Source organism: Streptomyces sp. NRRL S-1813 (assembly GCF_000719605.1).
Taxonomy (GTDB): Bacteria; Actinomycetota; Actinomycetes; order Streptomycetales; family Streptomycetaceae; genus Streptomyces; species Streptomyces decoyicus.
The window spans coordinates 198676-211609 of the sequence record NZ_JOHB01000009.1 but is presented as its reverse complement, the minus strand read 5'-3'; the positions used below and the strand labels follow the sequence as shown (position 1 = coordinate 211609).

The 12934-nt window shown below is 69.9% G+C and carries 13 protein-coding genes; 3 read left to right on the top strand and 10 right to left on the bottom strand.

What is annotated here, in order from left to right:
• Positions 1-25 precede the first annotated feature (25 nt).
• From IF67_RS0116065 to IF67_RS0116055, 3 genes are read right to left on the bottom strand one after another with little or no spacing between them, the layout of a single operon-like run.
• Positions 26-394: a holo-ACP synthase gene (locus IF67_RS0116065; protein WP_030986181.1), complete on the bottom strand. Its 369-nt coding sequence runs from the start codon at positions 392-394 to the stop codon at positions 26-28.
• Positions 391-2238, bottom strand: a complete 1848-nt coding sequence (gene glmS, locus IF67_RS0116060) for a glutamine--fructose-6-phosphate transaminase (isomerizing) (RefSeq protein ID WP_030986180.1) — start codon at positions 2236-2238, stop codon at positions 391-393. Before glmS ends, IF67_RS0116065 begins: the two co-directional genes overlap by 4 nt.
• Positions 2239-2263: 25 nt before the next feature.
• A complete protein-coding gene (locus IF67_RS0116055; RefSeq protein ID WP_234341113.1) occupies positions 2264-2482 on the bottom strand; it encodes a hypothetical protein in 219 nt (72 codons plus the stop codon).
• A gap of 251 nt (positions 2483-2733) precedes the next feature.
• Between IF67_RS0116055 and coaA the strand changes: the two genes are divergently transcribed.
• Together coaA and IF67_RS0116045 are read left to right on the top strand one after the other, a co-directional pair.
• The gene (gene coaA / locus IF67_RS0116050) at positions 2734-3717 is read left to right on the top strand and encodes a type I pantothenate kinase (protein ID WP_037839425.1); all 984 of its coding nucleotides are present in this window, start codon (positions 2734-2736) and stop codon (positions 3715-3717) included.
• Positions 3718-3731: 14 nt separating this feature from the next.
• Positions 3732-4670: a DUF389 domain-containing protein gene (locus IF67_RS0116045; protein ID WP_030986178.1), complete on the top strand. Its 939-nt coding sequence runs from the start codon at positions 3732-3734 to the stop codon at positions 4668-4670.
• 45 nt (positions 4671-4715) lie between these two features.
• Here the strand turns inward: IF67_RS0116045 and glmM are convergent, their stop codons facing one another.
• The 4 genes from glmM to IF67_RS0116025 form a co-directional block, all read right to left on the bottom strand.
• Positions 4716-6074 carry a phosphoglucosamine mutase gene (gene glmM, locus IF67_RS0116040; RefSeq protein WP_030986176.1) on the bottom strand — a complete coding sequence of 453 codons (1359 nt, stop codon included), beginning with the start codon at positions 6072-6074 and terminating at the stop codon, positions 4716-4718.
• Between the two features lie 143 nt (positions 6075-6217).
• Positions 6218-6730, bottom strand: coding sequence for a 30S ribosomal protein S9 (rpsI, locus tag IF67_RS39215; RefSeq protein ID WP_018090882.1), 513 nt, complete (start codon positions 6728-6730; stop codon positions 6218-6220).
• Positions 6731-6773: 43 nt separating this feature from the next.
• Complete coding sequence (gene rplM / locus IF67_RS0116030; RefSeq protein WP_006604900.1) at positions 6774-7217, bottom strand: 50S ribosomal protein L13; 444 nt, start codon at positions 7215-7217, stop codon at positions 6774-6776.
• A 344-nt stretch (positions 7218-7561) separates the two neighbouring features.
• Positions 7562-9196 (bottom strand): ABC-F family ATP-binding cassette domain-containing protein, encoded by a 1635-nt coding sequence (locus IF67_RS0116025; protein WP_030986167.1) that lies wholly within the window; start codon positions 9194-9196, stop codon positions 7562-7564.
• A 56-nt stretch (positions 9197-9252) separates the two neighbouring features.
• On the opposite strand from IF67_RS0116025, the gene IF67_RS0116020 reads away from it, so the two are divergent.
• Positions 9253-10125, top strand: coding sequence for a hypothetical protein (locus IF67_RS0116020; protein WP_030986164.1), 873 nt, complete (start codon positions 9253-9255; stop codon positions 10123-10125).
• A gap of 61 nt (positions 10126-10186) precedes the next feature.
• Here the strand turns inward: IF67_RS0116020 and truA are convergent, their stop codons facing one another.
• The 3 genes from truA to IF67_RS0116005 all read right to left on the bottom strand — a co-directional run bounded on the left by truA (position 10187) and on the right by IF67_RS0116005 (position 12835).
• A complete protein-coding gene (gene truA / locus IF67_RS0116015) occupies positions 10187-11047 on the bottom strand; it encodes a tRNA pseudouridine(38-40) synthase TruA (protein WP_030986161.1) in 861 nt (286 codons plus the stop codon).
• A 161-nt stretch (positions 11048-11208) separates the two neighbouring features.
• Positions 11209-11676, bottom strand: coding sequence for a 50S ribosomal protein L17 (rplQ, locus tag IF67_RS0116010; RefSeq protein ID WP_030074813.1), 468 nt, complete (start codon positions 11674-11676; stop codon positions 11209-11211).
• Positions 11677-11812: 136 nt separating this feature from the next.
• On the bottom strand, positions 11813-12835 hold the full coding sequence (locus IF67_RS0116005) for a DNA-directed RNA polymerase subunit alpha (protein WP_003956430.1): 1023 nt from the start codon (positions 12833-12835) through the stop codon (positions 11813-11815).
• Between the last annotated feature and the right edge of the window lie 99 nt (positions 12836-12934).

The following is a 12934-nucleotide window of genomic DNA, read 5'->3' as shown; positions in this document are numbered from 1 at the left end:
AGCGGGGGCGGGCGCCGCAGCGGCCTCATGCCTCGGCGATCACCACGGCGGAGGCGACCCCCGCGTCATGGCTCAGCGACACGTGCCACGTGCGGACCCCGAGCTCCTTCGCGCGCGCCTCGACGGTCCCGCGCACCCGCAGCCGCGGCTGTCCGCTGTCCTCCACGTACACCTCGGCATCGGTCCAGTGCAGTCCGCTCGGCGCCCCGAGCGCCTTGGCCAGCGCCTCCTTGGCGGCGAACCGCGCCGCCAGAGAGGCGATACCGCGGCGCTCCCCGCTCGGCAGTATCAGCTCCTCCTTGATGAAGAGCCGCTGCGCCAGCTCCGGCGTACGCTCCAGCGCCGCGCCGAACCGCTCGATCTCGGCGACATCGATCCCGACCCCGATGATCATTCCACCGTCACCGACTTGGCGAGGTTGCGCGGCTGGTCGACCTCGTTGCCCCGGGCGGTGGCCAGCTCGCAGGCGAAGACCTGGAGCGGGACCGTGGACACCAGCGGCTGAAGCAGCACCGGCGTCCGCGGAATCCGTACGAGGTGGTCGGCGTAGGGCACCACCGTCTCGTCGCCCTCCTCCGCGATCACGATCGTCCGCGCCCCCCGGGCCCGGATCTCCTGGATGTTCGACACGATCTTGTCGTGCAGTACGGACCGCCCGCGCGGCGACGGCACGACCACCACCACCGGCAGATCGTCCTCGATCAACGCGATCGGCCCGTGCTTGAGCTCCCCGGCGGCAAAGCCCTCCGCATGCATGTACGCGAGCTCCTTGAGCTTCAGTGCGCCCTCCAGCGCCACCGGATAGCCCACATGACGGCCGAGGAACAGCACCGTGTTCTTGTCGGCGAGGCTGCGCGCCAGCTCGCGTACCGGCTCCATCGTGCCGAGCACCTGCTCGACCTGGGTGCCGATGGCCGCCAGTTCGCGCACCACGGCCCGGATCTCGTCGCCCCACTTCGTGCCCCGTACCTGCGCGACGTACAGCGCCACCAGGTAGCAGGCCACCAGCTGGGTCAGGAACGCCTTCGTGGAGGCCACCGCGACCTCGGGCCCGGCGTGCGTGTACAGCACCGCGTCCGACTCCCGCGGGATGGTCGAACCGTTCGTGTTGCAGATGGCGAGCACCTTCGCGCCCTGCTCACGCGCATGGCGCAGCGCCATCAGGGTGTCCATGGTCTCGCCGGACTGGCTGATGGCGATGACCAGCGTGTGCCGGTCCAGGATCGGGTCGCGGTAGCGGAATTCGCTGGCCAGCTCCGTCTCGCAGGGAATCCGTGTCCAGTGCTCGATCGCGTACTTGGCAATCATCCCCGCGTGGTACGCCGTCCCGCACGCCACGATGACGACCTTGTCGACCTCGCGCAGCGCCGCCGGCGGAATCCGCACCTCGTCCAGGGACAGCACCCCGGAGGCGTCGATCCGGCCCAGCAGGGTGTCCGCGACGGCCTTCGGCTGCTCGGCGATCTCCTTGAGCATGAAGTAGTCGTAGCCGCCCTTCTCGGCGGCCGAGGCGTCCCAGTCGACGTGGTACGCGCGGACCTCCGCGGGCGCGCCGTCGAAGTCGGTGACCGTCACCCCGTCCCGGCGCAGCTCCACGACCTGGTCCTGGCCCAGCTCGACCGCCTCACGGGTGTGCGCGATGAACGCCGCCACGTCCGAGGCGAGGAACGCCTCACCGTCCCCGACCCCCACCACGAGCGGCGAGTTACGACGCGCCCCGACGACCGCATCCGGCTCATCGGCATGCACCGCGACCAGCGTGAACGCGCCCTCCAGCTGCCGGCACACCTGCCGCATCGCCTCGGCCAGCTCACCGCAGGACGAGTAGGCCTCGGCGAGCAGATGCGCCACGACCTCGGTGTCCGTCTCGGACGCCAACTCGTGTCCACGGTCGGTGAGTTCGGCCCGCAACCCGGCGAAGTTCTCGATGATGCCGTTGTGCACGACGGAGACCCGGCCGGCGTTGTCCAGATGCGGATGGGCGTTCTCGTCGGTGGGCCCGCCGTGGGTGGCCCACCGGGTGTGCCCGATACCGGTCGAGCCGGCCGGCAGCGGACGGTCCGCCAGCTCCTTCTCCAGGTTGGCGAGTTTGCCGGCTTTCTTGGCCGCTGCCAGACCGCCATCGGCCAGCACGGCGACACCGGCCGAGTCATAGCCGCGGTACTCCAGCCGCTTCAGCCCGGCCAGGACGACATCCAGGGCGCTCTGCCCGCCCACATATCCCACGATTCCGCACATGGAAGCAGCCTACGACGCCCGCCTGTCAATACCCGCGCGCTATCCGGTGGTGCGCCTCACGCACGGTCTCCAGGAACTCCTCGTCCGCCTCCGCGCCCGCCCCGAGCTCGCTGCCCGGCTCGTAGCGCTCCAGGAAATCGGCGAGGTCCTCTCCCAGATCCTCGTCCGGTAATTCCTCGGCTAACTCGGCGTACACCCGCGCGGCGAATCCGTCCGATGCGGCATCCGCCCCCCGGCCCCTCACGCCTCCGGTCCTCCCCCACGGCCGCTGTCCCAGCAGACCGGTCTTACGCGCTCGCACACGCACCCCCTGATTGTCCACGGCCCGCAGCCGGGCCTCTCCCCACAGCCGACCGTACCGGGCAAAATCCCTCGGGTACAGACAGCCGGGCAGAGACATACCCAAGCCGGCCACGACGCCCACAACCCGGCTCCCGGCGCCCCGGTCGGGCACCCCGAGAGGAACGGCGTGTGGCGGCTGCGCACAATGGGCCCGTGCCCATGACGACCGATCCGCAGCAACGACGCCGCGCCGACAGCTCCCCGTACGTCGATCTGACGCGCGCACAGTGGAGTGCCCTGCGGGAGAAGACCCCGCTGCCCCTGACGGCCGACGAGGTCGAACGACTGCGGGGCCTGGGCGATGTCATCGACCTCGACGAGGTGCGCGATGTCTATCTCCCGCTGTCCAGGCTCCTCAACCTCTACGTCGGCGCCACCAGCAATCTGCGCGGTGCGCTGAACACCTTCCTCGGCGACGTGGGCGGCGGCCCTCAGCCCGGTACCCCGTTCGTCATCGGGGTCGCGGGCAGCGTGGCCGTCGGGAAGTCCACCACCGCCCGGCTGCTCCAGGCGCTGCTGGCCCGCTGGCCCGAGCATCCGCGGGTCGAGCTGGTCACCACCGACGGTTTCCTCTTCCCCAACGCCGAGCTGCACCGGCGCGGCCTGATGTCCCGCAAGGGCTTCCCGGAGTCCTACGACCGGCGGGCGCTGACCCGCTTCGTCGCGGATGTGAAGTCCGGCAAGGCCGAGGTCACCGCGCCCGTCTACTCCCACCTGATCTACGACATCGTGCCCGGCGAGCGGCTGACCGTGCAGCGCCCGGACATCCTCATCGTCGAGGGCCTGAACGTCCTCCAGCCGGCGCTGCCCGGCAAGGACGGCCGCACCCGCCTCGGGCTCGCCGACTTCTTCGACTTCTCCGTCTACGTCGACGCCCGCACCGAGGACATCGAGAAGTGGTACCTCGGCCGCTTCCGCAAGCTGCGCGAGACGGCCTTCCAGAACCCGTTCTCGTACTTCCGCAAATACACCCAGGTCTCCGAGGACGAGGCCCTCGACTACGCCCGCATGATCTGGCGCACCGTCAACAAGCCCAATCTGCAACAGAACGTCGCGCCGACCCGCGGCCGCGCCAACCTGGTGCTGCGCAAGGGACCGGACCACAAGGTGCAACGACTGTCGTTGCGCAAGCTCTAGGGAGTGCGAACGCCGTGCTGCATCTGCGCCTGATCGTCCCTGCGGACCGTACCGACGAGGTGCTCCAGCTGCTGGAGACGACCGTCGGAACGACCCATCTGGTCGTCCTCAGCGGGGCGGCCCGTGATCCGCAGGGCGATGTGGTGCTGTGCGATGTCGCACGGGAGGCCGGTGACGGGCTGCTGGCCCGGCTGCGGGCGATGGATCTGGACCGGACCGGTTCGATCGCCATCGAAAACATCGACCTGTCGCTGTCCCGGCGGGCGGACCGGGCGGAGGACGAGGCCCCCGGCGAGGGCGCGGACGCCGTGCTGTGGGAGTCGCTGACCGACGCCACCCACGAGGAGTCGACGCTCTCGGCCACCTACCTCGCGTTCCTGACCCTCGCCACGATGATCGCGGCATGCGGTGTGGTCCTCGACAACGCGATCCTGATCGTCGGCGCGATGGCCGTGGGCCCGGAGTTCGGCCCGCTGGCCGGTATCTGCACCGCGCTCGTCCAGCGGGCACCGCGCCTGGCCTGGCGCTCGGTCCAGGCGCTGCTCGTCGGTTTCGCGCTGGCGATGGTGGTGACCGTGGGCTTCAGCCTCTTCATGGACGCGGCCGGCCTCTTCCGCGTCGAGGCGCTGGAGGCCGCGCGCCCGAACACCAACTTCATCTACCGGCCCGACTGGTTCTCGTTCGTCGTCGCCGTCCTCGCCGGCATCGCCGGCGTGCTGTCACTGACGTCCGCCAAATCGGGCGCCCTGGTCGGCGTGGCGATCTCCGTCACCACCGTCCCGGCCGCCGCCAACGCCGCGGTGGCCCTCGGCTACCAGGAGTACGGCCAGGCCTGGCACTCCATGGAGCAGCTGCTGCTCAACCTGGCAGGCATCGTCATCGCCGGCACGCTCACCCTGGCGGCACAGAAGCTGCTGTGGGCCCGGCACGACACCGGGCCCGCCCTCCGCTAGGGGAGACACCCCTGGGAGGACAGGCCCGGAAATCAGCGAAAGGGCTCAGCCCAGCGCGGACTTGACCGCGTCGGCGAGCCGCTCGGCCACCGACCGGGCCTGCTCGATGTCCGCGGCCTCCACCATCACCCGCACCAGCGGCTCCGTGCCGGACGGCCGCAGCAGCACCCGGCCGGTGGCCCCCAGCTCCCGCTCCGCCTCGGCGACCGCCGCGGTCAGCTCGGGAGAGGTGGTCACCCGCGACTTGTCGACGTCGGGGACGTTGATGAGGATCTGCGGCAGCCGCTCCATGACGCGCACCAGTTCGGCCAGCGGCCGGCCGGTCGCGGCGACCCGGGCACCCAGCATCAGGCCGGTCAGCGTGCCGTCGCCGGTGGTGGCGTGGTCCAGCACGATCACATGCCCGGACTGCTCACCGCCCAGCGCGAAGCCGTGCGCCTTCATCTCCTCCAGGACGTACCGGTCGCCGACCGCGCTCTGGACGAGGCCGATGCCCTCGCGCTCCATGGCGAGCTTGAAGCCCAGGTTGGACATCACGGTGGCGACGACGGTGTTCTTGCGCAGCGTCCCCGCCTCGCGCATCCCGAGCGCCAGGACGGCCAGGATCTGGTCGCCGTCGATTTCGTTGCCCTCGCGGTCCACGGCCAGGCACCGGTCGGCGTCGCCGTCGTGGGCGACCCCCAGGTCGGCGCCGTGCTCGACGACGGCCGCCCGCAGCAGCTGGAGGTGGGTGGAGCCACAGCCGTCGTTGATGTTGAGGCCGTCGGGGTCGGTGCCGATCGTGATGACATCGGCGCCGGCCCGCGCGAACGCCTCGGGCGAGACCCGCGCCGCCGCACCGTGGGCGCCATCGATGACGATCTTCAGCCCGTCCAGGCGGTTGGGCAGGACGCCGACGAGATGCGCGACGTAGTTGTCGAAGCCCTCGTCGTAGACGGTGACCCGGCCCACGCCGGCGCCGGTCGGCCGCTCCCACGGCTCACCGGAGCTGTGTGCGCGGTAGGTCTGCTCGATCCGGTTCTCCAGCTCGTCGGCGAGCTTGTGGCCGCCACGGGCGAAGAACTTGATGCCGTTGTCGGGCATCGGGTTGTGGCTGGCGGAGAGCATCACGCCGAGGTCCGCGCCGAGCGAGCCGGTCAGATACGCGACCGCCGGGGTCGGAAGCACGCCCACCCGCAGCACGTCCACGCCGGCGCTGGCCAGACCCGCGACGACCGCGGCCTCCAGGAACTCACCGGACGCGCGTGGATCGCGTCCGACCACCGCCACCGGCCGGTGACCTTCGAATGTGCCCGCTTCCGCGAGCACATGCGCCGCAGCGACCGACAGACCGAGCGCCAGCTCCGCCGTCAGATCCGCATTGGCGACGCCGCGCACACCGTCCGTGCCGAAGAGTCGTCCCACTGGTGTCCTCCGAGTAGATGAGCTTGGACCAGAGCATTAAGTCCAGGTATACGCCCCTGGTCGTGGATAGCCGAACGCCCCGGCTGCACGGATCCGTGCCACCGGGGCGTTCGCCAAGTGCTGCATGTCGCAGCGCGCGCGGATTAGCGCTTGCTGTACTGCGGCGCCTTACGGGCCTTCTTCAGACCGGCCTTCTTGCGCTCGACCGCACGGTCGTCACGCTTGAGGAATCCGGCCTTCTTCAGCGCGCCGCGGTTGTTGTCCACGTCCGCCTCGTTCAGCGCACGGGCCACGCCCAGGCGCAGCGCACCGGCCTGGCCGGAGATGCCGCCGCCGGAGATGCGGGCCACGACGTCGTAGCGGTTGTCGAGCTCGAGCACCTTGAAGGGCTCGTTGACTTCCTGCTGGTGCACCTTGTTGGGGAAGTAGCCCTCAAGGGTGCGACCGTTGATCTTCCACTGGCCGGTGCCCGGAACGATCCGGACGCGGGCGATGGCGTTCTTGCGACGGCCCAGGCCGGCAGCCGGCTGCGGGTCGCCGAAGCGGGAGGCGAGGGACTCGGAGGTGTACTCCGACTCCACGACCTCGGTCTCAGTGGTGTATTCCTCGACGGCGTCGTCGTTCTCGATGACGGTCTCGGGAGTGGTCTCGGCCACGATGCTCCTCAGAATTCTCTGTCGTCTTAGGGGGTGGCCGGAACTACTGCGCGACCTGGGTGATCTCGAACGGGACCGGCTGCTGCGCAGCGTGCGGGTGCTCGGCGCCCGCGTAGACCTTCAGCTTCGAGAGCATCTGACGGCCGAGGGTGTTCTTGGGGAGCATGCCCTTGATGGCCTTCTCGACGGCCTTCTCAGGGTTCTTGTCGAGCAGCTCGTCGTAGCGGACGGAGCGCAGACCACCCGGGAAGCCAGAGTGGCGGTAGGCCATCTTCTGGGTCCGCTTGTTGCCCGACAGGTGCACCTTGTCGGCGTTGACGATGATGACGAAGTCACCCATGTCGACGTGCGGCGCGTAAACGGGCTTGTGCTTACCCCGCAGGAGGGACGCGGCCTGGGTGGCCAGACGGCCCAGGACAACGTCCTGCGCGTCAATGATGTGCCACTGGCGCTGGACATCGCCGGGCTTGGGGCTGAACGTACGCACGGTTAGCCTTCGCTTCTTCAGAGGTGGGGTATCCCCTGGCCCTGGGGCCACGGGGACGGGTCCTGTACTGGTCACCACGATCGATCACACCAGCAGGAGCGGCACTACGGGTGACGCAACCCGATCGTCCGTCGCTGGTCATCGGCCCGGTGGACCGCGTAAGGGCCCCCTCACGTGAGATAGAGCAAGCCAATACGCATAACGAACAGGCAGAATACCGGCCCGGCCCCGGTCGGGTCAAAACGCCCCCCGAACCGGCGTGCGGTCCCGTCCCACCGCCGCCTCCACGGTCACCGTGGGTATCGGCCGCCACACGCTGCACACCCGCTCCGGCGGGAAACCCCCTACCGGTCCCGGACCACCCGCTGCTCGTCCCACACCGGCTCCGCCGTCTCCCGCACCAGCCCGTCCGACCCGAACACCAGGAACCGGTCGAAGGACCGGGCGAACCAGCGGTCGTGCGTCACCGCCACCACCGTCCCCTCGTACGCCTCGAGGCCCTCCTGGAGCGCCTCCGCCGACTCCAGGTCCAAGTTGTCCGTCGGCTCGTCGAGCAGCAGCGCCGTCGTGCCGGACAGCTCCAGCAGCAGGATCTGGAAGCGCGCCTGCTGGCCGCCGGAGAGCCGCTCGAAGCGCTGCTCGGCCTGTTGTTCCAGCTCGTAGCGGCGCAGGGCCGACATGGCCTGGCCCTTGTCCTTGGCGTGCTCGGTCCACAGGATGTCGAGCAGGGTGCGGCCCAGCAGCTCGGGGTGGGCGTGTGTCTGCGCGAAGTGGCCCGGGACGACACGGGCGCCGAGCTTCCATGCGCCGGTGTGCGGGACCGGGTTCTGCTCGTCCCCCGCCAGCAGCCGCAGGAAGTGCGACTTGCCGGAGCCGTTGGAGCCGAGGACCGCGACCCGTTCGCCGTAGAAGATCTCCAGACCGAACGGCTTCATCAGGCCGGTCAGCTCCAGGTTCTCGCAGGTGATCGCCCGTACGCCGGTGCGCCCGCCGCGCAGCCGCATGGTGATGTCCTGCTCGCGCGGCGGCTCCGGCGGCGGCCCGGCCTCCTCGAACTTCTTCAGCCGGGTCTGCGCCGCCGCATAGCGCGAGGCCAGCTCATGGCTGACCGAGGCCGCCTGCCGCAGCGAGACCACCAGCTTCTTCAGCTGCGCATGCTTCTCGTCCCAGCGCCGCCGCAGCTCCTCGAAGCGGGCGAAACGTTCCTTGCGCGCCTCGTGGTAGGTGTCGAAGCCGCCGCCGTGCACCCAGACGTCGGAGCCCGCCGGGCCCGGCTCGACGCTGACGATCTTCTCCGCGGCACGGGCCAGCAGCTCCCGGTCGTGCGAGACGAACAGCACCGTCTTACGGGTCTGCCGGAGCTGCTCCTCCAGCCAGCGCTTGCCGGGCACGTCCAGATAGTTGTCCGGCTCGTCCAGCAGCAGCACCTCGTCCGTGCCGCGCAGCAGCGACTCCAGCACCAGCCGCTTCTGCTCGCCCCCGGACAGCGTGCGCACCTGCCGCCACTGAGCCTTCTCGTACGGCATGCCCAGCGCCGCCATGGTGCAGATGTCCCAGGCCGTCTCGGCCTCGTAGCCGCGCGCCTCGGCCCAGTCGCTGAGCGCCTGGGCATAGGCCATCTGCACGGCCTCGTCGTCGTCCCCGGCGGTCATGATCGCCAGCTCGGCGGCGTCCACCGCCGCCGCGGCCTGTCTGATCCGCGGCTGTGCCACGGAGACCAGCAGGTCACGCACCGTGCGCTCGTCCCGTACGGAGCCCACGAACTGCGGCATCACGCCCAGTCCGCCGCTGACGGTCACCGCCCCGCCGTGCGGCTGGAGCTCCCCCGCGATCAGCCGCAGCAGTGTCGTCTTGCCGGCGCCGTTGGCCCCCACCAGCGCGACCGACGCGCCCTCTCCCACCCGGAAGGACACATCCCCCAGCAGGACCCTCCCGTCCGGCAGGTAGTACTCCAGATGTCCGGCCTCAAGATGTCCCATGAGCGGGATTGTGACCGCCCTTCGAGCGTTCCACCAACCCCATTAGGATGCGCGGCATGAGTTTTGGGCAAGGGGGGCCGTTCGACGGCCCCGGGGGTTCGTCGTCGTCCACTCCGGACTGGGGTGCACTCGCCACGGAGAGCGAGGCACAGGCACGCCGCAAACGCCGCTTGTGGATCGGCGGCGGTGCGCTGGCGGCCCTCGCGGTGGCCGGCATCGTCACCGTCGCCGTCATGGCCGGCGGCGGTAGCTCTCCGGGCAGCAGCCCGACGGCGGCGCCCACGGCGTCCGACCAGGCCGCGGTGCCGGACGACAAGCCGTCCTTCCCCGACGTCTCCGTGCCGCCCCCGCCCAACCCGCGGGACTTCATCTCCGACCCGAAGAAGGACAAGGCGCCGCTCACCCCGGCCACCCTCTTCGCGCAGAAGAGCATGGTCGTCGGCGAGCACAGCTACCCGCGCACCAGCACCGCCACCACCAAGGACTGCACCGCCGCCGCTCAGGGACCGCTCGTCTCGTCGCTGTCCCACAACGGCTGCAAGCAGCTGCTGCGCGCCACGTACGCCAAGGGCGGCGTCGCCGTCACCGTCGGCATCGCGGTCTTCGACTCCCCCGCCAAGGCCGCCAAGGTCATGAACGAGAACAAGGCCAACCTGATGCCGCTGCCCGGCGGCGGTGTCCCCGCGGACTTCTGCCAGGGCACGAAGTGCCGGATGGCGACCAATGCCACCGGCCGCTACGCCTACTTCACGATCGCCGGCTACCTCAACGGCAAGGACGTCACCGCCACCGAGACCAAGGCCCGGCAGATCGCCCAGGACGGCGGCTCCTACGCGTTCAGCCAGATCACCCAGCGCGGCAAGGACCAGGCCGCGAAGGTCGCCGAGCAGCAGCTGAGGGAAGCCCGGAAGAAGGCCGGCAAGTCCTGACCGTCTTCGGTGGCGCCGCCCTTCCCGGCGGGGCCACCGGCGAGGTCTTGCAGGCCACCGCTCAGCAGCAGCCGGCCCCGCTCCCGGGCAGGGTCCGCTTGTTCCGCGCCTCCTGATTGCGCGCCATCAGCAGCTCATCGGCCGGGTAGCCGACCTCCTCCAGCGTCAGCCCGTGCGGCCGTACGACATGCACGGCGGAGTCCCGCACCCCGGCGGCCAGCACCTTCCCGGGCCACTCCACCGGCCGGTGCCCGTCCCCCACGAACAGCATCGCCCCCACCAGCGACCGCACCATGTTGTGGCAGAAGGCATCCGCCCGGACGGTCGCCGTGATGATCCCGTCCGCCCCCCGCGACCAGCTCAGCTCCTGGAGCGTACGGATCGTCGTCGCGCCCTCCCGCCGCTTGCAGTACGCCGCGAAGTCGTGCTCCCCCAGCAGCGGCCGCGAGGCCTCGTTCATCGCGTCGACGTCCAGCTCCCAGTCGTGCCACAGCACATGGCTCCGCAGCAGCGGATCCACGCCCCCGTGGTGATCGGTCACCCGGTACGCATACCGCCGCCAGATCGCCGAGAACCGCGCATTGAACCCGTACGGCGCCTCGGCCAGCCGCCACACCCGCACGTCCTTCGACAGCCGCCCGGCCAGCCGCCGCAGCAGCCTCTCCCGGTGCTCGGCCCACACCGCTCCGGGCAGGTCCACATGCGCCACCTGGCCCCGCGCATGGACCCCCGCATCCGTCCGCCCGGCCACGGTGAGCTCATACGTCTCCCCGGACCGCGTCACCGTCCGCAGCGCGTCCTCGATCTCCCCCTGCACGGTCCGCCGCCCGCCGGCCTGCTTCGCCCACCCGGAAAAGTCCTTTCCGTCGTAGGAAAGGTCCATCCGTACCCGGACGAACCCGGGCTCCACTTCGTCACTCACGACAGCAATCCTCCCTCACGCCGTGGACCGTCGTTGCGGCACGGGCAGAACCCGTGGCCACAGCGGGCCCGCCCCGCCGCCCACGGCGAAGCGAAGCCCGCCCACCCACGCGAAAGCGGGCCCGCCCCGAAGGGCGGACCCGCTCACACGTAAGTCAGGACTCAGGCGTCCTTCGACTCCTCGGTCGCCTCGGCAGCCGTGGCCGCCTCCGCGTCCTTGGCCGCACGCTTCGTCGCGGCCTCGGCCTCACCGGTGGCCTGCTGGGCCACGGTCAGCGCCTCCACCAGCTCGATGACAGCCATGGGCGCGTTGTCGCCACGGCGGTTACCGATCTTGGTGATACGGGTGTAGCCACCCGGGCGGTTCTCGAACCGCGGGGCGATCTCCGTGAAGAGCGTGTGCACGACGCTCTTGTCCGAGATCAGCTGCATGACCTGACGGCGGTTGTGAAGGTCGCCCTTCTTCGCCTTGGTCACCAGGCGCTCCGCGTACGGACGCAGACGACGGGCCTTGGCCTCGGTCGTCGTGATGCGGCCGTGCTCGAACAGCGAGGTGGCCAGGTTGCGCAGCATGAGGCGCTCGTGCGCAGCGCTGCCGCCCAGACGGGCACCCTTGGCGGGCTTCGGCATGGTGTATCTCCTTCATTGCTGCACCGGCCGTATCAGGTACCGGTGTCAGTTCCCCCGAGGCGGGCGCCCCGCGGAAGATCAAATCAGCCCGTCCGGCGATTGAGGACAAAGCCTCAGCCGCAACGAACCCGCAGGCTCAGTACTGCTCGGTCTCCACGAAGCCCGCATCGGCGTCGTCGTCGGCGCCAAACGCGTCGGCGGCGGCGGTCGGGTCGAATCCGGGCGGGCTGTCCTTGAGGGCCAGGCCCATACCGGCCAGCTTCGCCTTGACCTCGTCGATCGACTTCGCACCGAAGTTGCGGATGTCGAGCAGGTCGGCCTCGGAGCGCGCCACGAGCTCACCCACGGAGTGGATGCCCTCACGCTTGAGGCAGTTGTACGAGCGGACCGTGAGCTCCAGCTCCTCGATCGGCAGCGCCAGGTCGGCGGCCAGGGCGGCGTCCGTCGGGGACGGGCCCATGTCGATGCCCTCGGCGTCGATGTTGAGCTCGCGCGCCAGACCGAACAGCTCGACCAGGGTCTTACCGGCGGACGCCATGGCGTCACGCGGGCGCATGGCCTGCTTGGTCTCGACGTCGACGATCAGCTTGTCGAAGTCGGTGCGCTGCTCGACACGGGTCGCCTCGACCTTGTACGTGACCTTGAGCACCGGCGAGTAGATGGAGTCGACCGGGATACGGCCGATCTCCTGGCCCACCTGCTTGTTCTGGACGGCGGAGACGTAGCCGCGACCGCGCTCGACGGTCAGCTCCATCTCCAGCTTGCCCTTGCCGTTGAGCGTGGCGAGGACCAGGTCCGGGTTGTGCACCTCGACACCGGCCGGCGGGGCGATGTCAGCAGCGGTGACCAGGCCGGGGCCCTGCTTGCGCAGGTACATCACGACCGGCTCGTCGTGCTCCGAGGAGACGACCAGCTGCTTGATGTTGAGGATGAGGTCGGTGACGTCCTCCTTGACGCCCGGCACGGTGGTGAACTCGTGCAGGACACCGTCGATGCGGATGGACGTGACCGCCGCACCCGGAATCGAGGAGAGGAGCGTACGACGCAGAGAGTTGCCGAGGGTGTAGCCGAAGCCCGGCTCCAGCGGCTCGATCACGAACCGGGAGCGGTATTCGTCGACGACCTCTTCGGTCAAAGAGGGACGCTGAGCAATCAGCATGGTGTTCGATCCTTCAGTCGTGGACGCCCGCTATTTGACGCCCGCTGTACTGACAAGGGTACGGGCGGCACGGCGCCATAGGCTCCGTACCGCCCCCAC

What these genes read in the sequence shown, in the direction of transcription:
- IF67_RS0116065 (WP_030986181.1), bottom strand. Translation starts at nt 394, where the DNA reads ATGATCATCGGGGTCGGGATCGATGTCGCCGAGATCGAGCGGTTCGGC.
- glmS (WP_030986180.1), bottom strand. Translation starts at nt 2,238, where the DNA reads ATGTGCGGAATCGTGGGATATGTGGGCGGGCAGAGCGCCCTGGATGTC.
- IF67_RS0116025 (WP_030986167.1), bottom strand. Translation starts at nt 9,196, where the DNA reads ATGGGACATCTTGAGGCCGGACATCTGGAGTACTACCTGCCGGACGGG.
- IF67_RS0116020 (WP_030986164.1), top strand. Translation starts at nt 9,253, where the DNA reads ATGAGTTTTGGGCAAGGGGGGCCGTTCGACGGCCCCGGGGGTTCGTCG.
- rplQ (WP_030074813.1), bottom strand. Translation starts at nt 11,676, where the DNA reads ATGCCGAAGCCCGCCAAGGGTGCCCGTCTGGGCGGCAGCGCTGCGCAC.
- IF67_RS0116005 (WP_003956430.1), bottom strand. Translation starts at nt 12,835, where the DNA reads ATGCTGATTGCTCAGCGTCCCTCTTTGACCGAAGAGGTCGTCGACGAA.